The following is a 16,552-nucleotide window of genomic DNA, read 5'->3' on the forward strand; positions in this document are numbered from 1 at the left end:
GCTACAAATTGATATGCAGCAGAAAGGCTTTTGCCTTTCTGTATTCTTTAATGGAAGCAGTGATATTTTGACACCGAAAAGAAAGTCTTTGCTCTTGCTCATTCCGTTCATCATTCTCATGCTCATGTTCTTTGCCTTGCCTTTGGTTAATATGTTCATTTCAAGTTTTACTGACAGCGACGGCTTCACCATGAATCAGTATAAAACGACTTTGACAAGCAGTTATATTTTACAAGGGTTTAAAAACAGCATTACGCTGTCAGCCGTTTCTGCTTTGGTCGCGCTTGTCGTGACGCTGTTTGCGGTTTACGCAATGATGCGCTTCTCGGATCCGGTAAGAGAACGGATCTTGGTCATGATCAATTTAACTTCGAATTTTTCAGGTATTCCCTTGGCGTTTGCATTTATTGTCCTGCTTGGGAATAGCGGCCTGTTTACTTTAATGTTTGAAAAATGGGGGATTGATGCATTTTCTTCTTTTTCTTTGTATAGCTGGAGCGGTTTGTTGCTCATCTATATCTATTTCCAATTGCCGCTTTCACTCATGCTCCTATATCCGATTTACTACGGAATCCAGCAGCAGTGGAAAGATGCCGCTGCCTTGCTCGGAGCCAATACGATTCAGTTCTGGATGAAAATCGGAATTCCGGTCATGCTTCCGGGAATCGTCGGGACATTCAGCATATTGTTTGCCAACGCGATGGGTGCGTATGCGTCGGCTTATGCCCTCACCGGCAGCAGCTTCAATCTAGCAGCTATCCGAATCGGAACTTTGCTGTCCGGAGATATTTTTGCCCAACCGGAACTTGCCAGTGCCATAGCCGTGCTGCTCGGGGCAACGATGATTTCAGCGATGATCCTGAGTGAATGGAGCATTAAGAAAACGAGGAGGAATCTATGATGAAGAAAAAGGGGCTCCCTGACCTATTCTTGTTTTTTCTAGTTCTTTACTTGGTATTGCCCATTATTGCCACGGCGCTTTATGCTTTTGCAACGAAATGGAACAGTACAGTATTTCCGGAAGGGCTAACCTTCCAATGGCTGAAAGTGCTGTTCCAGGATGCCGACTTCATTCAAGCATTCGGACGTTCGGTTTTGTTGTCTGGAGGCGCAGTCCTTCTTGCCTTCCTATTCATTGTTCCGGCGATATTCGTCGTGGTGCTGTATTTTCCGAAATATGAAAAATGGATGCAAACCATTGTTGTCCTGGTCTATGCTTTCCCGGGCGTCATTTTAGCGGTTGGCTTGATCCGTACATACTCCCAATTTGGAGTGCCGATGATTTTGGCGGTGTTAGGCGCTTATGTCATTAGCATTTTTCCTTATATTTACCAAGGAACACGCAACAGCCTTAGAAACATTAACGCTAAACAATTATTGGATGCAGCGGAGCTATTGGGTGCTTCAAAGCTGCAGGCTTTTTCGAAAGTCTTGCTGCCAGCAGTATATCCAGGGCTATTCGTCGGTGCTTTATTGTCGTTCTCGATTTTATTCGGGGAGTTTGTGCTCATCAACCTGGTCGTCGGCTCAAGATTTGAAACCGTTCAAATCTATTTGATGGAAAAACTGAGCACCAGTGGCCATGTGGCGAGTGCAGTTGTCTTTGTATATCTTGTGTTGATGGGGATTCTGACTTTGGCGATCTCCATATTGACAAAACAATCGAAAGGCCTGGTGAAGTCATGAGTTATGTCCAAATAGAAAACCTTGAAAAAACCTACGGTGCCTCCACCGTTCTTTCTTCCATTGATATGTCGATTGAAAAAGGAGAATTCGTTACGCTTCTTGGCCCGAGTGGCTGCGGCAAAAGCACCATTTTGCGCATCATTGCCGGGTTAACGGAAGCCACATCGGGCAAAGTAAAAATCGAAAACAAAAACATGGAAAAAGTGCCGACTAAAAAACGTGAAATCGGCATGGTGTTCCAATCCTATGCGTTGTTCCCCAATATGACGGTTTATGAAAATGTGGCCTTTGGCTTGAAAATCAATAAAATGCCTGCAGGAGAAATAGAAACAAAAGTGCGGGAAATCTTGGAGATTGTCCATCTGTCCGATAAAGGAGCTGCCTACCCTCATGAATTATCCGGAGGCCAGCAGCAGCGGGTGGCATTGGCGCGGGCTTTGATCGTCAAACCGAAAGTGCTGCTGCTGGATGAGCCGCTTAGCGCGCTGGATGCCCAAATCCGAAAAAAACTGCAGGCGGATTTGCGTTCCATCCAAAAGAAAATGGGAATTACGATGATTCTCGTAACGCATGACCAGGAAGAAGCAATGGCTGTATCGGATAAGATTTTTGTCATGAATAAAGGGGAAATTGCCCAATGGGGAACGCCCACTGAAATCTATACCAAGCCCAAAACAGAGTTTATTGCAAACTTCATCGGCCATTACAATGTCTTCGAAAAAATGGAACTGGAAGGGCTGCTAGGAGAAACAGTAGCGAAAATAGGAGACAAACTGGCGATTCGTCCAGAAGCGATTTCGTTTGAAGGAAATGCTGCGGACTACCGTCTAAAAGCGGTCGCCCAAAAATCAGTGATGAGCGGAAACGTCATTCGCACCGTATTCCAGTCAGGAAAGCGGGAGTTTTCTGTAGAACAGCTGCATCACCGCGGGTATTCGATTGAAGTTGGAAAGGAATACGAATGTTATGTCGCGCCGGAAGATGTGATTGATTTAACATGACTTTTTCTAAACTCGAAAGATTCCATTATATACTCAATCAGTTGCTGGAAAAACAGAGAATATCTGTTGGGGACATTGCCGAACAATTGGAAGTCGCACCGGAAACTATCCGGAGAGATCTGGGAGAATTGGAAGAGCGAAAATTATTGACCCGTGTACACGGTGGAGCTGTCCATTTTGTTAATCTTCGGGTTGAACCGCAATTCAAACGGAAAATGGATATGCAGAAAGAAGCAAAACGGCAAATTGCCAAAGTTGCTGCCAGCCGGATTATAGATGGCGATACCATCGGAGTGGACACTGGCAGTACGACGGTATACCTGGCAGATTATTTAGACGGCTTGCATAACCTGACCGTAGTCACCAATTCACTCGCTGCTGCTGAGCGTTTTAACCTCGCATTGGAAGAAGGGCGGATAACCGGAAAAGTGATTTTGCTGGGAGGCATTACAAACCCGGCACAAGCTTCAGTGGCCGGTTCCATAACTATCGAATGGCTAAATAAAATGAATCTGGATAAAGCCTTTTTATCTTGCGGCGGCATAAAAGATGGAACCGTCTTTGACTTTGACATGGACGAATCGCTGGTTTCGTCAAAAATGCTGGAGCGGAGCGGCAGCCGGATCTTGATGGCAGATGCTTCTAAAATCGGGCAGCAATCGTTTTACAGCATTTGCGGCATGGATGAACTAAGCGAAGTCCTCTGTGATGGGCCATGCCCAAAAGACTGGCCGGAATACGAGCAGCTATGGACGGTAGTTGAAGGAGGAATAGAATGATGAAGATGGATTATCACGTTCATTTGGAAGAAGGACCCTATACATTGAACTGGCTGGAACGCACTTCTAAGACCTTTGCGTCCTTCGAAACGCCAAGTGATTTGAAGAAAGGCTCGAAGGAATTTATGATCTGGCAAGTCAAGCAGTTACAAGACCGGATGGCATACGGTTGCTTTAGCAGTTTCTGGCTGGACTTGTATTTGGAAAAAGCGAAGCAGTTAGGCTTGAAGGAAGTCGGCATCGTTGACCATTTATATCGCTTTAAAGAAACACGGAGTTATTTTGAAAAAAATATGATTCTCGATCATTCTCATCCCATCGGGAAAGTTCAATCAGACTGGCTGGACCAGGTCATGACGGAGAAAATGGATGATTTTGTTGACGCAATCGTAAGGGAAAAAGAAAAATGGAAACTGCAAGGAATTGAATTGAAGCTCGGCATCGAAGCGGATTATTTTAAAGGCTGCGAAGCGGAGCTGGTGGAACTGTTAGGAGAATATCCTTGGGATTTCGTTATCGGATCCGTTCACTTTATAGACGGATGGGGATTCGATAACCCTCAAACCGCCTATGCTTTCCAGAAGTTTGATCTAAAGGATTTATACAATCAATTTTATGCCACTGTGGAAAGCGCCATCCGGTCAGAGTTATTTGATTTTGTAGCGCATTTGGATAATTTAAAAGTCTTTAACTATCAGGTGGAAGATGTGGCGTTCAATCAAAAATGGCACGAAGCCATAGCGGATGCGCTCGTCGAAACAAAAACTGCCACCGAAGTGAATGCTGGGCTGTATTACCGGTATCCGGTGAAGGAAATGTGCCCGGGACCATCCTTTTTAAAAACTTTAGCGGAGCGGGGAGTCGAATTCACTTTGTCATCCGATAGCCATTATCCGGACGATCTTGGAAATTATACAGCTGAAAATAGCGAGAAGTTAAAAGATTTGGGCATAAAAAGATTAGTGAGCTTTAATCAGCGGATGAAAAAGTATCACTATATATGATAAAACGATTGCCAAGAAATCATTTTTAAATACATAGAAAGTGGTAAGCCTTTAAAGCATTGAAAAATGCTTTAAAGGCTTTTTGTTTTGGCAGCAATATTTTCTAATAAAAGTGTTTTAATGAACTTCTGCGCTTCTTCAACCAAATCGAAGTCTTCCCCGAATATCAGCCAGTCATATAAAGTCCCGCGCATACAACGAGTGATCAGCATAGTGATTTCATTGGTGGGGATATCTGCAGAGAATTCTCCTGAAGCCTGGCCTTCTTCAACGAGTGAATGGATGATTTTAAAAAGAAGCCGGTCGGTATCTGACAGTGATTTAGGCTGGTTGGGAATCAATGCGCTGACATAGACGGTCCGCATTAAATCTTTTCCTAAATCATCTCTAAAGTAAGTCATTTGGGATTTTGCCAGCAATAAAATCTTTTCACTGGCTGTTAAATCCCCCGGCATTGAACTTATAAAGTTTGCGTAAAACTCATCGATTTCTCTGAATTTTTCAATGAATATTTCATATTTGGATTTGAAATGGACATAGAAGGCGCCTTTTGAAGTTTTGCTGGCTTCTACTATTTCATCAACTGTTACATCATTAAAGCCTTTTGCGCTAAAAAGTTTTAAGGCGGTTTCTAAAATTTTCTTTTTTGTTTGCTGAGATTTTATCTGTCTGGATGTAGGCGATGACATACTCAAGTCCTCCTTTGTCAGGTGCAGTACTGGCTTTCAGCTGGTTTATGGGGGATATCATCTATTATACATATTTTCATGGAGCTAATCTTATTAGCGGAATAGAACAAAGAGGTATTGAACAATAGTTTTGAAGATTCCGAAAAATAGATTGACGAATGAGAAAGGGCTCTCTATACTAATTTCAAAGACTGTAGTTTGTGAAATTAATCTAGAGCCTGCTTTTTAAGAATTTATAAAAGCGCTCTCTACAAATGTCGGCAAGCTTTAAGGGAAGAAGGAGAGTTGACATATGGATATTATCGGCAATAGAACCTTGAAAGATGTATTGAGGGAACAGACGGAACGTTATCCCGACAAAACCATTTTGCTTTTTGAGGATTTAGAGCACGAAATTTCAGAAATGACTTATCGGGAATTTTCAGAATCTGTCAATCGTTTAAGTAATGCGTTTCTCCGGTTAGGGGTTTCCAAAGGAAAGCATGTAACTTTGCATCTCCCTAATTGCCTGGAATTTATGACTTCGTGGTTTGCGCTGGCAAATATAGGAGCCATTATGGTTCCGACAAATATTTTGTCTACAAGGGATGAAATGGAATATATACTGAATCATTCAGAGTCTGTCCTGCTTATTACAGAAGAAGATTATTTGGACAAGTTTACAGAAACTGCTGAACAATTGCCGCATTTGGAAGAAATCGTGCTGGCACGGACCAAAAGCAGCCAATTTGCCAAAAAAGATATGGCGAAGTTGATGGAAAGCTCGGAAGCAAGCGCTCCTGATATTTCAATCGATACCGAGGATGTTGCGGCTATGCTCTATACGTCAGGCACTACGTCAAAGCCAAAAGGCGTCCAAGTGACCCATGCAAATTATCTCTATACCGGCGAAGTGATGTCGAAATCCATTCGGCTGACGCCTGATGACAGGCAATTGATCGTGCTGCCGTTATTCCATGGAAATGCCCAATATTATTCCACTATGTCAGCTTTGGTTGTTGGGGGAAGCATCGCGATCACAGAAAAATTCAGCGCTTCCCGCTATTTTGTACAGGCTGAAAAGTTAGGGGCTACAGTCGGTTCTTTATTTGCAGCACCGATTCGCATGATTATGGCGCAGAAATACAAACATTCTTTCCGAGAGCATTCGTTGCGCGTCATCTGGTTTGCCCAATCTGTAACAGAAGAACAATTAAACGAGTTTGAAGAAAAATATAATGTCCCCTTGCTGCAAATGTATGGAATGACTGAAACTGTCGGAGTTCCTTTGATGAATCCGTTAGACGGCGTCCGCAAAAACATGAGCATCGGAAGGCCGACAATAGGATACGAAGTAAAAATTATTGACGCCGAAGGAAATGAAACAAAGCAAGGAGAACCAGGCCAGATTATTGTTAAAGGAATACCTGGAAGAACTTTGATGAAAGCGTATTTCAAGAATCCGGTTGCCACCGCGGAAACATTGAAGGATGGCTGGCTGCATACCGGAGACAATGGAATGGTCGGGGAAGATGGATATTTTTATTTTGTGGACCGCATCAAAGACATGTTCAAGCGGGCAGGAGAGAATGTGGCAGCAAATGAAGTTGAAAGCGTCATAGCGGATTATCCAGGAGTATACGAAGTGGCGGTTGTCAGCATCCCTGATGAGATAAGAGATGAAGCGATCAAAGCATTCGTCATTCTCCAGGAACACGCTGAAGTTGCAGAAGAAGAACTCATTGAACATTGCAGAACGCGGCTGGCGAAGTTCAAAGTTCCGGACATGATTGAATTTGTAGAAGATTTCCCAAGAACTTCAGTTGGGAAAATCCAAAAGCATATATTGCGGAAAATGGATTCTCAAATATCCAGTCAGCAATCCTGAAAAATTCAACAACAAAGTAAGTCCACAAAAAAGGAGATGCATATGATGAAGAAAAACAGACGCGTTTTGCTGGCCAGTCTTTCAGGATCTGTTATTGAATGGTATGACTTTTATTTATATGGCACCGCTACAGGCTTAGTGTTTACAACGCTCTTTTTCTCAAATCAGGACCCGGCTATCTCGGTTCTTTTAGCTTTCGCAACGTTTGGGATCGGTTATGCAGCTAGACCGGTGGGAAGCCTGATCTTTGGCCATTACGGCGACAGGATAGGAAGGAAATCTGCATTAATGCTGACGCTTATCGGTATGGGAGGAAGTTCGTTTCTAATCGGATTGTTGCCGACGTACGGGCAAATTGGATTGCTTGCCCCTATCTTGCTGGTGTTTTTAAGATTAATCCAAGGGATTTCACTTGGAGGCGAATGGGGAGGAGCGGTTTTATTGGCAACCGAATCCGCTCCAAAAGGAAAGAGGGGCCTCTTTGGCTCAATTCCGCAATTAGGTGTTCCACTTGGACTGGTCGCTGGATCGTTCAGTTTGACTTTTATCGCATATTTGACAACAGATGCTCAGTTCCTGGCATGGGGCTGGCGGATTCCATTTCTATTCAGTGCCGTCCTGATTGTTTTGGCGTTGTGGATCCGTGGCGGGGTGCCTGAAACAGACGCTTTCCAAAAGCAGAAAGATAGCGGGGAAATCGCAAAAGTGCCTATTGCTGAAACATTCCGCTATCACCGCAAAAGCCTTTTCCATGTAATCGGCCTTAAACTGGGCGATGGATTTTTCAACGTATTCCTTATGTCGTTCGTTCTAGTCTATGCCACCACGTATTTGGATTATTCCAATGAAGTGGCATTGACAGCTTTAACCATCGGCTGTGCAACAATGATCCTTACGATTCCGGCAATCGGATATATTTCGGATTTCATTGGCCGGAAAATCATTTACACTACCGGTTTGGTACTGATGTTCATTTTAGCTGTTCCTTACTTTTTCCTTATCGAACAAAGTGCGACGTGGCTTTACTATATGCAAGCTGGAATGCTAGGTGTGATTTGGGCATCGATCTTTGCTACACAAGGAACTTTGTTCTCAGAATTATTCCCTGCCAAAGTGCGTTATACCGGTCTTTCTTTTGGCTATCAAATGGCTGCAGCGATCGTCGGATTCGGCCCTATGCTTTGGGCGGTAATGGGTGATAATTACGGATCATCTCCTTGGGTCTTTGGAGGTTTCATGATGGCCGGATTAGCCGTCTCGCTGGTATTGAGCTTATTCGTTCCTGATACTCATAAAGTATCAAAATACGAAAGCGATGGGTTACCGGCATCAGAACTAGCTGAAGATTCACCGCCCTATGATACAGAACAGCAGAAAGTGAAAAAAGAAAAGCCTCTTGAAACCTGAAAGGGATTCTGCAAAATTAATTAAAAAATGGCTAGCCTTCATCGGCTAGCCATTTTTATTCTCTGCCTCAAGGCTTTACTTAGCCGCTGCAATTTATATTCTGGAGCATCGGACCCGATAGCAAACCGTCCTTAAATATGCTTCCCAGCTTTCAACCAAACAAGTAATTTCTTAAAAATTTCACCAACTTAGGAAATAAACAGTTAATATCAAAACTTTTTCTAGATTATTTTGAGTTTTAATGTAATATAAAGTAATACTTTAAATGTAAGGGGTTGCATAAGATGCAAACGGAGCAGCAAGAGATTAAAACAAAGCAACGAGAGATTGAAACTCCATTTTTATTAGCACTTATTCCACTGATTGTCATGATTGCGTTAATGGCTATTACCGTTATCGTATTCGAAGGCAGTCCGCATGTGCCTTTAGCAGTAGGGGCAGTGGTTGCTGCGTTTATCGCTTGGCGACTCGGCTATAAATGGGAAGACATCGAAGAAGGGGCTTATAAAGGAATCCGTCTGGCTCTTCCGGCAGTGGTAATCATCATTGTTGTGGGGATGATTATTGCTTCTTGGATTGGTGGAGGCGTAATTGCAACTATGATCTATTACGGGTTACAAATCATCACACCTTCTTTGTTTCTGATGACCATCTGCATCATTTGTGGAATTGTTTCACTCGCAATCGGCAGTTCCTGGTCAACAATGGGAACGATCGGTGTAGCGGGCATGGGAATTGGCATAAGTATGGGAATTCCGGCGGCAATGGTGGCAGGTGCGGTTATCTCAGGTGCGTACTTCGGCGATAAGATGTCACCGCTGTCTGATACCACCAATATGGCGGCCGGCATTACGGGAACAAATCTATTCGACCATATTAAGCATATGACATATACGACGATACCGGGTCTTGTCCTTGCTTTGATCGTCTATTTTTTCCTTGGCCGTCAATTCGGCGGAGCCGAGATTGATAAAGAAAATATCCAAAATATTTTGGCAGCACTCAACAGCAGTTTCGTCATTTCGCCTTGGCTATTGCTTGTACCTTTAGCGATTGTCATCATGGTAATGCTAAAAGTACCGGCGTTGCCTGCGTTGATGGCGGGGGTATTCCTCGGCTTTATGTGCCAGATTCTTGTTCAAGGCGGAAATATTGGAGATGCGGTCAACACGCTCCATGACGGTTTTGTGATTACATCAGGAAACGATATGGTTGATAATTTATTTAACCGCGGCGGTATTGAAGCGATGATGTTTACGGTTTCCTTAACCATTTTCGCGATGGTCTTTGGGGGAATCCTAGAGCATACCGGCATGCTGAAAGCCATTGTTAAACAAATTTTGAAAGTGGCGAAATCGGCTGGCAGCTTGATCGCTGCAACCATCGTTTCGGCATTCTTCACAAATGCCACGGCTTCAGAACAATACATTTCGATTCTTCTGCCAGGCAGAATGTATGCCAGAGCATATCAGGAAAAAGGGCTGCATTCGAAAAACTTATCACGTGCTCTTGAAGATGGCGGAACTTTAACGTCACCTCTTGTTCCGTGGAACACATGCGGAGTCTTTATCCTAGCGACATTGGCAGTCCATCCTTTTGCATATGCTCCTTATGCGGTACTCAATTATGCAGTTCCAATCATCGGAATCATCATGGCACTCGTCGGTTATAAAGTACAGTTTTTGACAGAAGATGAAATGACGCAATTGAAAGTCAAACAAGAAAAAATGAATCGTGAAAACGAATTGACAGAAGGCGTCTAAAAGATCATTAAAAGCGGGCATCCCTTTAACTTTCAAAGGGATGCCCGCTTTTTTAGGTAATGATGCCACACATTACTTAGACGAGTGGAACTTGTCCAAAGTTTGGACCATGAACCAGGACTTGGCAACAAGAAATTCTGCCCATTATAAAGAAGTATCGGAAGCTGCATTCCAACCATCTGCGACTTTAAGAGGAAATCGCAGGCGGAAAGCATTTTTTTATTAAGATACGGGTAGAATCAGGGAAAGGAGGTTTTCTGATGTTAACTGCAGAATTGATGAATAAATTAAAAGAAAAAGAACAGCGGATCATTGAGATACGCCGGCATCTCCACGAGCATCCGGAACTTTCATTCGAAGAGGAAAAGACATCCGCTTATATCGAAAATTTCTATAAAGAGCTGCCGGTGGATACGGTCGATACTAATGTAGGAGGACACCGGGGGATTGTCGTGACGATCAACGGCACAAAGCCCGGAAAGACCATCGCAATCCGTGCCGATTTTGATGCTTTGCCGATCCAGGAAGAAACAGAGCTGCCGTTCGCTTCCAAAAACGAAGGGGTCATGCACGCATGCGGCCATGATGGACACACCGCCTATATGCTGGTTTTGGCTGAAACTTTGGCAGAAATGAAAGAGCAATTGGCCGGGACGGTTAAAATCATTCACCAGCCGGCTGAGGAAATGCCGCCGGGCGGAGCGATTGGTATGGTCAAAGCGGGCGTTCTCGAAGGAGTGGATGCCGTCTTCGGAATTCACGTCATGTCAACGATGGATACCGGCCAGATCTTTTACAGAAGCGGCAATACCCAAACCGGTAGAGCCCGCTTCAAGCTGCTTGTCCAAGGAAAAGGAGGCCATGGCTCTTCTCCGCATATGGCGAATGACGCCATAGTTGCCGCAAGTTCGTTTGTGATGAATTGCCAGACCATTGTCAGCCGTCGGATCAATCCTTTCGATACCGCGGTTGTCACGATCGGCTCATTCGATGGGAAAGGGCAATTTAACATTATTAAAGACGCCGTAGCTCTAGAAGGAGACGTACGGACGATGTCGAAGGAATCCCGTGAACTGGTGGAAGCGGAAGTACGCCATTTTGCCAAAGGACTGGAAGAGTCTTTCGGTGTTGAAACAACGCTTGAATACGTAAATGATTATCCTGTACTTTATAACGATCCGGAAATGACGGAACGCGTCCGCCAAGCGCTGATCCAAGCGGCGATTCCAGAAGTGGATGCCGTCAAGGAAGTTGCGCCTCAGCCGCCGTCCGAGGATTTCGCATATTACCTGCAGGAAAAGCCAGGCTGCTTTTTCTACGTGGGCGCCAAACCTGAAGGCAAAGACTGGTATCCGCATCATCATCCGAAATTCGAGATTGACGAGAAGAGCCTGCTGATCAGTGCGAAAGCTATGGCAGCTGTTGTTGCTTCTTTCTGCGGGACAAGTGAATCCTGAAGCTGATTTAAATAGGATTAGTATTAGCCGCAATGGGTAAACTGTAGTTAATTATTTTTAAACGGGAGGGATTGGCAATGGCTAGAAAAGGAACAGCAGGACGAATGTCAAAAAAACAATTGGGCTCAACCGAATCGGGAATCGACCAAGCAATCAATAAAACAAAACAAGCTTTAGACAGCGACAATGAAGCGACTGATTACGAAGATGTCGAAGATGAAATGGAAGCCGCAAAAGAATATTCAAAGAAGGCAACGGAAAATCCGCCGGCAAGGGAGACCGATGGCAAATAGTGAAGAAAAAGCCCCTTCAAGGGCTTTTTTTTATGGAATAAAACCTTTTAAATCGTATTTCCTTCACTACTGGTCGTATTTCAGGCGTAGTGAATCGTATTTTCAAAAAGCTGATAAAAATTAAAACCGTTTGCGGCTGTAGAGATGAATATCTCTATGGCTTTTCTGTGCGGTTTTACCCTTTCCGGACAATCGAGTATTGTTTCAGCTTCCGGACCACAGACGGCTGGCTGAGGCTGAGAAAATCGGCCATTTCATAAGTCGTTTTACAGCGTTCCAGAGCTCTAAGCAGCAGGGATTTTTCAGTTTTTTCAATGGCGGTTTTCCAATCTGCATCATCAAAAACGCCATGTTCGATTTCTGGAGTTGCATGAGCTTCAACAGGAAGACTGATATTTTTAAAATTGATGGGCAAATGTTCAGGGTGGATCGTTTCTTCATCAGCTGTCAGTATGACGCGCTCTATGACATTTTCTAACTCACGCACATTTCCTGGCCAATTGTATTGGGTCAAAATATCATAAGTCACGGCATGAAGTTTTTTGGACATGCTGTATTTTTCGTTGATCGTTTGTACATAATGCTGGACTAAAATAGGGATGTCTTCTCTTCGTTCCTTTAATGGAGGAATCTGAAGCGGGATGATATTGATGCGATAAAATAAGTCCAAGCGAAATGCCTCTTTTTCGACCATTTCTTCAATATTTTTATTCGTTGCCGTAATTAACCGGAAATCCACCTGTCTTTCTTTTTTTCCCCCGATCCGCATCACCTTTTTTTCTTGCAGCACACGCAGCAGCTTCGCTTGCATCGCTAAAGGCAATTCTCCGATTTCATCTAAAAAGAGAGTTCCTTGTTCAGCCTGCTCGATCAACCCTTGTTTGCCTTGCTTGCTGGCTCCGGTAAACGAGCCGGATTCATAGCCGAACATTTCCGATTCAAATAGGGTTTCAGGGATCGTGCTGCAGTCCACTTCTATGAAAGGATCGTTTTTTCGGCTGCTTTGGGCATGCAGCATGCGGGCGAATGTGCTTTTTCCTACGCCTGAAGGCCCGAGCAAAAGGACAGAAGCATCTGTTTTAGAGACCCTGTAAATCGTTCGTACAATTTGTTCGATGGAAGAACTTCGATACAAGATGCCGTGGTAATCCGACTCTTTTCCTCTCAGTTCCTCCACTTCATTCTGATAGCTGACCAATTTCTTTTCCAGATCTTTATATTGTTCCTGTAAATTGAATATTTCGGTTTGGTCTTGGCTGTAGCTGATGGCCCGGATGATTTCGCCGCTATTGCTGAATACAGGAAATCCAGTAGCCATGACGGTTCGCCCAGTATTGGTCTTCTGCAGAATCTGAACCGGTTTCTTGCTTTCAAGGACCATTGCGTGAATGGAAGGGGATAAAATTCCTTCTTCTTGCAATTGATAAACGGATTTCCCGATATACTGATCCGGTTCAATTCCATAGATGGACCAGTGATTGGGATTTGAACGCAAAATGATGCCGTCTTGATCCGTAATGGTGATGTTATTATTCGACGTTTCGATAATCTTGTCCAATTCTGTTTGCAATAAATCAATCTGCATGCAATCGCTCCTCTAAAAATCATTCAACATTGATTCAAAAATAAATCAATTTCAATGAATAATTCAAATATGAATCAAATATAACATTTTAATTCAAATATGAATCAATAAATTGAAAATATTCTATCCATCTCTGCAAAAAAGAGTTGGCACGGAACTTGCTATATAAATAATAAGTACAAAAATTATTGATATCAAAGGGAGATGTTATTAATGAATACAGAAAATACAATCCAGGAATTAATGGAATTAGATAAAAAACACTTTTTACACCCTACTTCGCCAATCGGGCAGCAGCAAGAAAAAGGGCCTTCTTTCATCTTTACAGAAGGGCAAGGCATTTACTTAACTGACATGAGCGGAAAGAAATTGATCGATGGCATGTCGTCACTTTGGAATGTCAATATTGGCCACGGCCGCGAAGAAATCAGTGAAGTCGCTGCTGCGCAAATGAAGAAGCTGGCATTCAGCTCTTGCTTTGCCACATTCAGCAATGAACCCGCAATCCGTTTAGCGGCAAAACTTGCGGAAATTGCGCCCGGAAACTTGTCAGCGACGTTTTTCACTTCAGGCGGATCTGAAGCGAACGACACGGCCTATAAACTGGCGCGCCATTACTGGATACTGAAAGGACAGCCAAATCGCCAGAAAATCATTTCACGCACCAAGTCCTATCACGGCGTTTCGATGGGAGCGACAAGTGCGACGGGATTAAAACCGTTCCGGGATTTCAACACGTCAATCGCACCTGACTTCCATTATGCCGAAAACTTCTCAACTGACTCGTTGCTGGAAGTCATTGAACGTGAAGGTGCGCACACCATTGCCGCTTTTATAGCTGAACCGGTACAAGGTGCAGGCGGCGTCCACATTGTTCCTGAAGGATACTTCCAAGAAGTTCGCAGAATCTGCGATGAGCATGGCATTTTGTTCATCACTGATGAAGTGATTACAGGATTTGGGCGTACAGGAACTTACTTTGGCATCGAACATTATGATGTGGTTCCGGACATGATGTGTTTTGCAAAAGGCGTTACAAGCGGATATGCGCAATTAGGCGGCGTGATGATCTCCGAGACTCTTCACAAAGAATTTGCTGAGCTTTCGACTGGGACACTTTTACACGGCTACACATATAGCGGCCATGCAATGGCTTGTGCAGTCGCTTTGAAGAATATCGAAATCATTGAACAGGAAAATTTAATCGCCAATTCCAAGCAAATGGGTGAAGCCATGCTTGCAGGATTCAAAAAGCTTCAACAACGCCATGACATTATCGGAGAAGTGAGAGCTCTTGGTTTGATAGGGGCAATCGAAGTAGTCAAAGACAAACAGACAAACGAAAGATTTGAATCACCATTAGTGCCGCAGCTCGTTGCCGAGGCCGCTAATAGAGGCCTGATTTTCCGTTCGGTCGTATTTGATGGGCAAGATACACTTGTGTTCGCTCCACCGTTAGTCATCAGCCAAACAGAAGTGGACGCGATGATTAACATCCTTGACGAAGTGTTTACAGTTGTTGGCAAGAATCTCGTAAAAGTATAAGGAGGCGGAATATATGGCACAGACAGAAACGATTGCAGCGAAAAAACAATTATTCATCAACGGGGAATGGGTTGGGACGGAAACGTATAAACCTCTTTATTCACCTTATAGCAATGAAGAAATTGCTCAGGTTCCTTCTGCGACTGCAGAAGACGTGGACAAGGCAATCAATGCAGCATTTAAGGCAACGGACATCATGGCTGAAATGGCTGCGCATGAACGCGCCGCAATTTTAGAGAACGTAGCAAGAATCTTTGAGGAACGTGCAGATGAAGCGGCCGCCATTATTGCCAGTGAAGCAGCCAAGCCAATCAAAACAGCACAGGCAGAAGTGAGCCGGACGATTGCCACTTATAAATTTGCAGCCGAAGAAGCAAAACGCATTCACGGCGAGACCATTCCGATGGATGCGGCTCCAGGAGGGGAAAACCGGATCGCGTATACGGTCCGTGAACCTCTCGGAGTGATTGGGGCGATTACACCTTTCAACTTTCCGATGAACTTGGTAGCCCATAAAGTGGGTCCAGCAATCGCTTCTGGAAACACAGTTGTCCTAAAGCCGGCGGGCCAAACTCCTTTGTCGTCCTTGTTTTTAGCAGAGGTGTTCCAGGAAGCCGGTTTGCCAGCAGGTGCATTGAATGTCGTTACAGGCAGTGGGGCAGTTATCGGCGAAGTGCTCGTCAAAGATGACCGAGTGAAGAAAATTTCATTTACCGGAAGTCCGGCAGTCGGCATCGGCATTCGCAATAAAGCCGGATTAAAGCGGGTAACGCTGGAACTGGGTTCCAATGCGGCTGTCATCATTGACCGGGGAATCGACCTGGATAAAATTATTGCCCGCTGTGTGGCCGGAGCTTTTGCGTTTCAGGGCCAAGTTTGCATTTCACTGCAGCGCGCTTATGTCCACGAAGACTTGTATGAAGAATTCGTCGAAAAAATGGTCGCAGCCACGAATAAGCTGAAACTCGGTGATCCACAAGATCCATCAACAGATGTCTCTGCATTGATCAGCCCGAAAGATGTAGAACGTGCGCTTGCATGGGTTGAAGAAGCGAAACAAGGCGGAGCGAACATAGCGGCAGGCGGCGTGGCAGAAGGAAACATGCTGCGTCCAACCATTCTAACCGGTGTCGATGCCGAACTGAAAGTTTCCTGCCAGGAAGTGTTTGCGCCGATTATTGTCATCAACAAAGTCGCGTCCGTGCAAGAAGCGATCGACCAAGTCAACAATTCCCGCTACGGCTTACAGGCAGGGATTTACACTGAAAACATCCATACGGCGTTAATGGCGACGAAAAAGCTGCATGTCGGCGGCGTAATGGTGAATGATATTCCGACGTTCCGTGTCGATCACATGCCTTACGGCGGGGTGAAAGAAAGCGGAGTTGGGCGTGAAGGCGTTAAATACGCTATTGAAGAAATGACCGAACTTAAGCTTGTCGTGTTCAATCAAAATTATTAATTGGGAGTGGACGT

The 16,552-nt window shown here is 44.3% G+C and carries 14 protein-coding genes; 12 read left to right on the forward strand and 2 right to left on the reverse strand.

Going from position 1 to position 16,552, the window contains the following annotated elements; translation table 11 throughout:
- Positions 1 to 124 precede the first annotated feature (124 nt).
- From QWY16_RS04085 to QWY16_RS04105, 5 genes are read left to right on the forward strand one after another with little or no spacing between them, the layout of a single operon-like run.
- The gene (locus QWY16_RS04085; protein WP_300993268.1) at positions 125 to 901 is read left to right on the forward strand and encodes an ABC transporter permease; all 777 of its coding nucleotides are present in this window, start codon (positions 125 to 127) and stop codon (positions 899 to 901) included.
- Positions 901 to 1,686, forward strand: coding sequence for an ABC transporter permease (locus QWY16_RS04090; protein WP_300993270.1), 786 nt, complete (start codon positions 901 to 903; stop codon positions 1,684 to 1,686). Before QWY16_RS04085 ends, QWY16_RS04090 begins: the two co-directional genes overlap by 1 nt.
- Positions 1,683 to 2,687 (forward strand): ABC transporter ATP-binding protein, encoded by a 1,005-nt coding sequence (locus QWY16_RS04095; RefSeq protein WP_300991620.1) that lies wholly within the window; start codon positions 1,683 to 1,685, stop codon positions 2,685 to 2,687. Before QWY16_RS04090 ends, QWY16_RS04095 begins: the two co-directional genes overlap by 4 nt.
- Complete coding sequence (locus QWY16_RS04100; RefSeq protein ID WP_300991621.1) at positions 2,684 to 3,466, forward strand: DeoR/GlpR family DNA-binding transcription regulator; 783 nt, start codon at positions 2,684 to 2,686, stop codon at positions 3,464 to 3,466. The genes QWY16_RS04095 and QWY16_RS04100 overlap by 4 nt, the downstream gene beginning before the upstream one ends.
- On the forward strand, positions 3,466 to 4,470 hold the full coding sequence (locus tag QWY16_RS04105) for a histidinol phosphate phosphatase domain-containing protein (RefSeq protein ID WP_300993273.1): 1,005 nt from the start codon (positions 3,466 to 3,468) through the stop codon (positions 4,468 to 4,470). The genes QWY16_RS04100 and QWY16_RS04105 overlap by 1 nt, the downstream gene beginning before the upstream one ends.
- Positions 4,471 to 4,541: 71 nt before the next feature.
- On the opposite strand, the gene QWY16_RS04110 is transcribed toward QWY16_RS04105, so the two are convergent.
- Positions 4,542 to 5,159, reverse strand: a complete 618-nt coding sequence (locus tag QWY16_RS04110) for a TetR/AcrR family transcriptional regulator (protein WP_300991622.1) — start codon at positions 5,157 to 5,159, stop codon at positions 4,542 to 4,544.
- Positions 5,160 to 5,451: 292 nt separating this feature from the next.
- Between QWY16_RS04110 and QWY16_RS04115 the strand changes: the two genes are divergently transcribed.
- From QWY16_RS04115 to QWY16_RS04135, 5 genes are all read left to right on the forward strand, one after another.
- A complete protein-coding gene (locus QWY16_RS04115; protein WP_300991623.1) occupies positions 5,452 to 7,026 on the forward strand; it encodes an AMP-binding protein in 1,575 nt (524 codons plus the stop codon).
- 42 nt (positions 7,027 to 7,068) lie between these two features.
- A complete protein-coding gene (locus QWY16_RS04120; protein WP_300991624.1) occupies positions 7,069 to 8,433 on the forward strand; it encodes an MFS transporter in 1,365 nt (454 codons plus the stop codon).
- A 284-nt stretch (positions 8,434 to 8,717) separates the two neighbouring features.
- Positions 8,718 to 10,196, forward strand: coding sequence for a Na+/H+ antiporter NhaC (gene nhaC / locus QWY16_RS04125; protein WP_300991626.1), 1,479 nt, complete (start codon positions 8,718 to 8,720; stop codon positions 10,194 to 10,196).
- Between the two features lie 260 nt (positions 10,197 to 10,456).
- Positions 10,457 to 11,653 (forward strand): M20 family metallopeptidase, encoded by a 1,197-nt coding sequence (locus QWY16_RS04130; RefSeq protein ID WP_300991628.1) that lies wholly within the window; start codon positions 10,457 to 10,459, stop codon positions 11,651 to 11,653.
- Between the two features lie 77 nt (positions 11,654 to 11,730).
- A complete protein-coding gene (locus QWY16_RS04135) occupies positions 11,731 to 11,946 on the forward strand; it encodes a hypothetical protein (RefSeq protein ID WP_300991629.1) in 216 nt (71 codons plus the stop codon).
- A gap of 175 nt (positions 11,947 to 12,121) precedes the next feature.
- Here QWY16_RS04135 and QWY16_RS04140 read toward each other — a convergent pair whose 3' ends face one another.
- Positions 12,122 to 13,531: a sigma-54 interaction domain-containing protein gene (locus tag QWY16_RS04140; protein WP_300991630.1), complete on the reverse strand. Its 1,410-nt coding sequence runs from the start codon at positions 13,529 to 13,531 to the stop codon at positions 12,122 to 12,124.
- Between the two features lie 204 nt (positions 13,532 to 13,735).
- Between QWY16_RS04140 and QWY16_RS04145 the strand changes: the two genes are divergently transcribed.
- Together QWY16_RS04145 and QWY16_RS04150 are read left to right on the forward strand one after the other, a co-directional pair.
- Positions 13,736 to 15,076 carry an aminotransferase family protein gene (locus tag QWY16_RS04145; protein ID WP_436837162.1) on the forward strand — a complete coding sequence of 447 codons (1,341 nt, stop codon included), beginning with the start codon at positions 13,736 to 13,738 and terminating at the stop codon, positions 15,074 to 15,076.
- A gap of 13 nt (positions 15,077 to 15,089) precedes the next feature.
- The gene (locus QWY16_RS04150; RefSeq protein WP_300991634.1) at positions 15,090 to 16,538 is read left to right on the forward strand and encodes an aldehyde dehydrogenase family protein; all 1,449 of its coding nucleotides are present in this window, start codon (positions 15,090 to 15,092) and stop codon (positions 16,536 to 16,538) included.
- Positions 16,539 to 16,552 lie beyond the last annotated feature (14 nt).

This window comes from Planococcus shenhongbingii (assembly GCF_030413635.1).
GTDB lineage: Bacteria > Bacillota > Bacilli > Bacillales_A > Planococcaceae > Planococcus > Planococcus shenhongbingii.

Coding starts and splice junctions, on each gene's coding strand:
- QWY16_RS04085 (WP_300993268.1), top strand. CDS start 125: ATGTTCTTTGCCTTGCCTTTGGTTAATATGTTCATTTCAAGTTTTACT.
- QWY16_RS04090 (WP_300993270.1), top strand. CDS start 901: ATGAAGAAAAAGGGGCTCCCTGACCTATTCTTGTTTTTTCTAGTTCTT.
- QWY16_RS04095 (WP_300991620.1), top strand. CDS start 1,683: ATGAGTTATGTCCAAATAGAAAACCTTGAAAAAACCTACGGTGCCTCC.
- QWY16_RS04100 (WP_300991621.1), top strand. CDS start 2,684: ATGACTTTTTCTAAACTCGAAAGATTCCATTATATACTCAATCAGTTG.
- QWY16_RS04105 (WP_300993273.1), top strand. CDS start 3,466: ATGAAGATGGATTATCACGTTCATTTGGAAGAAGGACCCTATACATTG.
- QWY16_RS04110 (WP_300991622.1), bottom strand. CDS start 5,159: ATGTCATCGCCTACATCCAGACAGATAAAATCTCAGCAAACAAAAAAG.
- QWY16_RS04115 (WP_300991623.1), top strand. CDS start 5,452: ATGGATATTATCGGCAATAGAACCTTGAAAGATGTATTGAGGGAACAG.
- QWY16_RS04120 (WP_300991624.1), top strand. CDS start 7,069: ATGATGAAGAAAAACAGACGCGTTTTGCTGGCCAGTCTTTCAGGATCT.
- nhaC (WP_300991626.1), top strand. CDS start 8,718: ATGCAAACGGAGCAGCAAGAGATTAAAACAAAGCAACGAGAGATTGAA.
- QWY16_RS04130 (WP_300991628.1), top strand. CDS start 10,457: ATGTTAACTGCAGAATTGATGAATAAATTAAAAGAAAAAGAACAGCGG.
- QWY16_RS04135 (WP_300991629.1), top strand. CDS start 11,731: ATGGCTAGAAAAGGAACAGCAGGACGAATGTCAAAAAAACAATTGGGC.
- QWY16_RS04140 (WP_300991630.1), bottom strand. CDS start 13,531: ATGCAGATTGATTTATTGCAAACAGAATTGGACAAGATTATCGAAACG.
- QWY16_RS04145 (WP_436837162.1), top strand. CDS start 13,736: ATGTTATTAATGAATACAGAAAATACAATCCAGGAATTAATGGAATTA.
- QWY16_RS04150 (WP_300991634.1), top strand. CDS start 15,090: ATGGCACAGACAGAAACGATTGCAGCGAAAAAACAATTATTCATCAAC.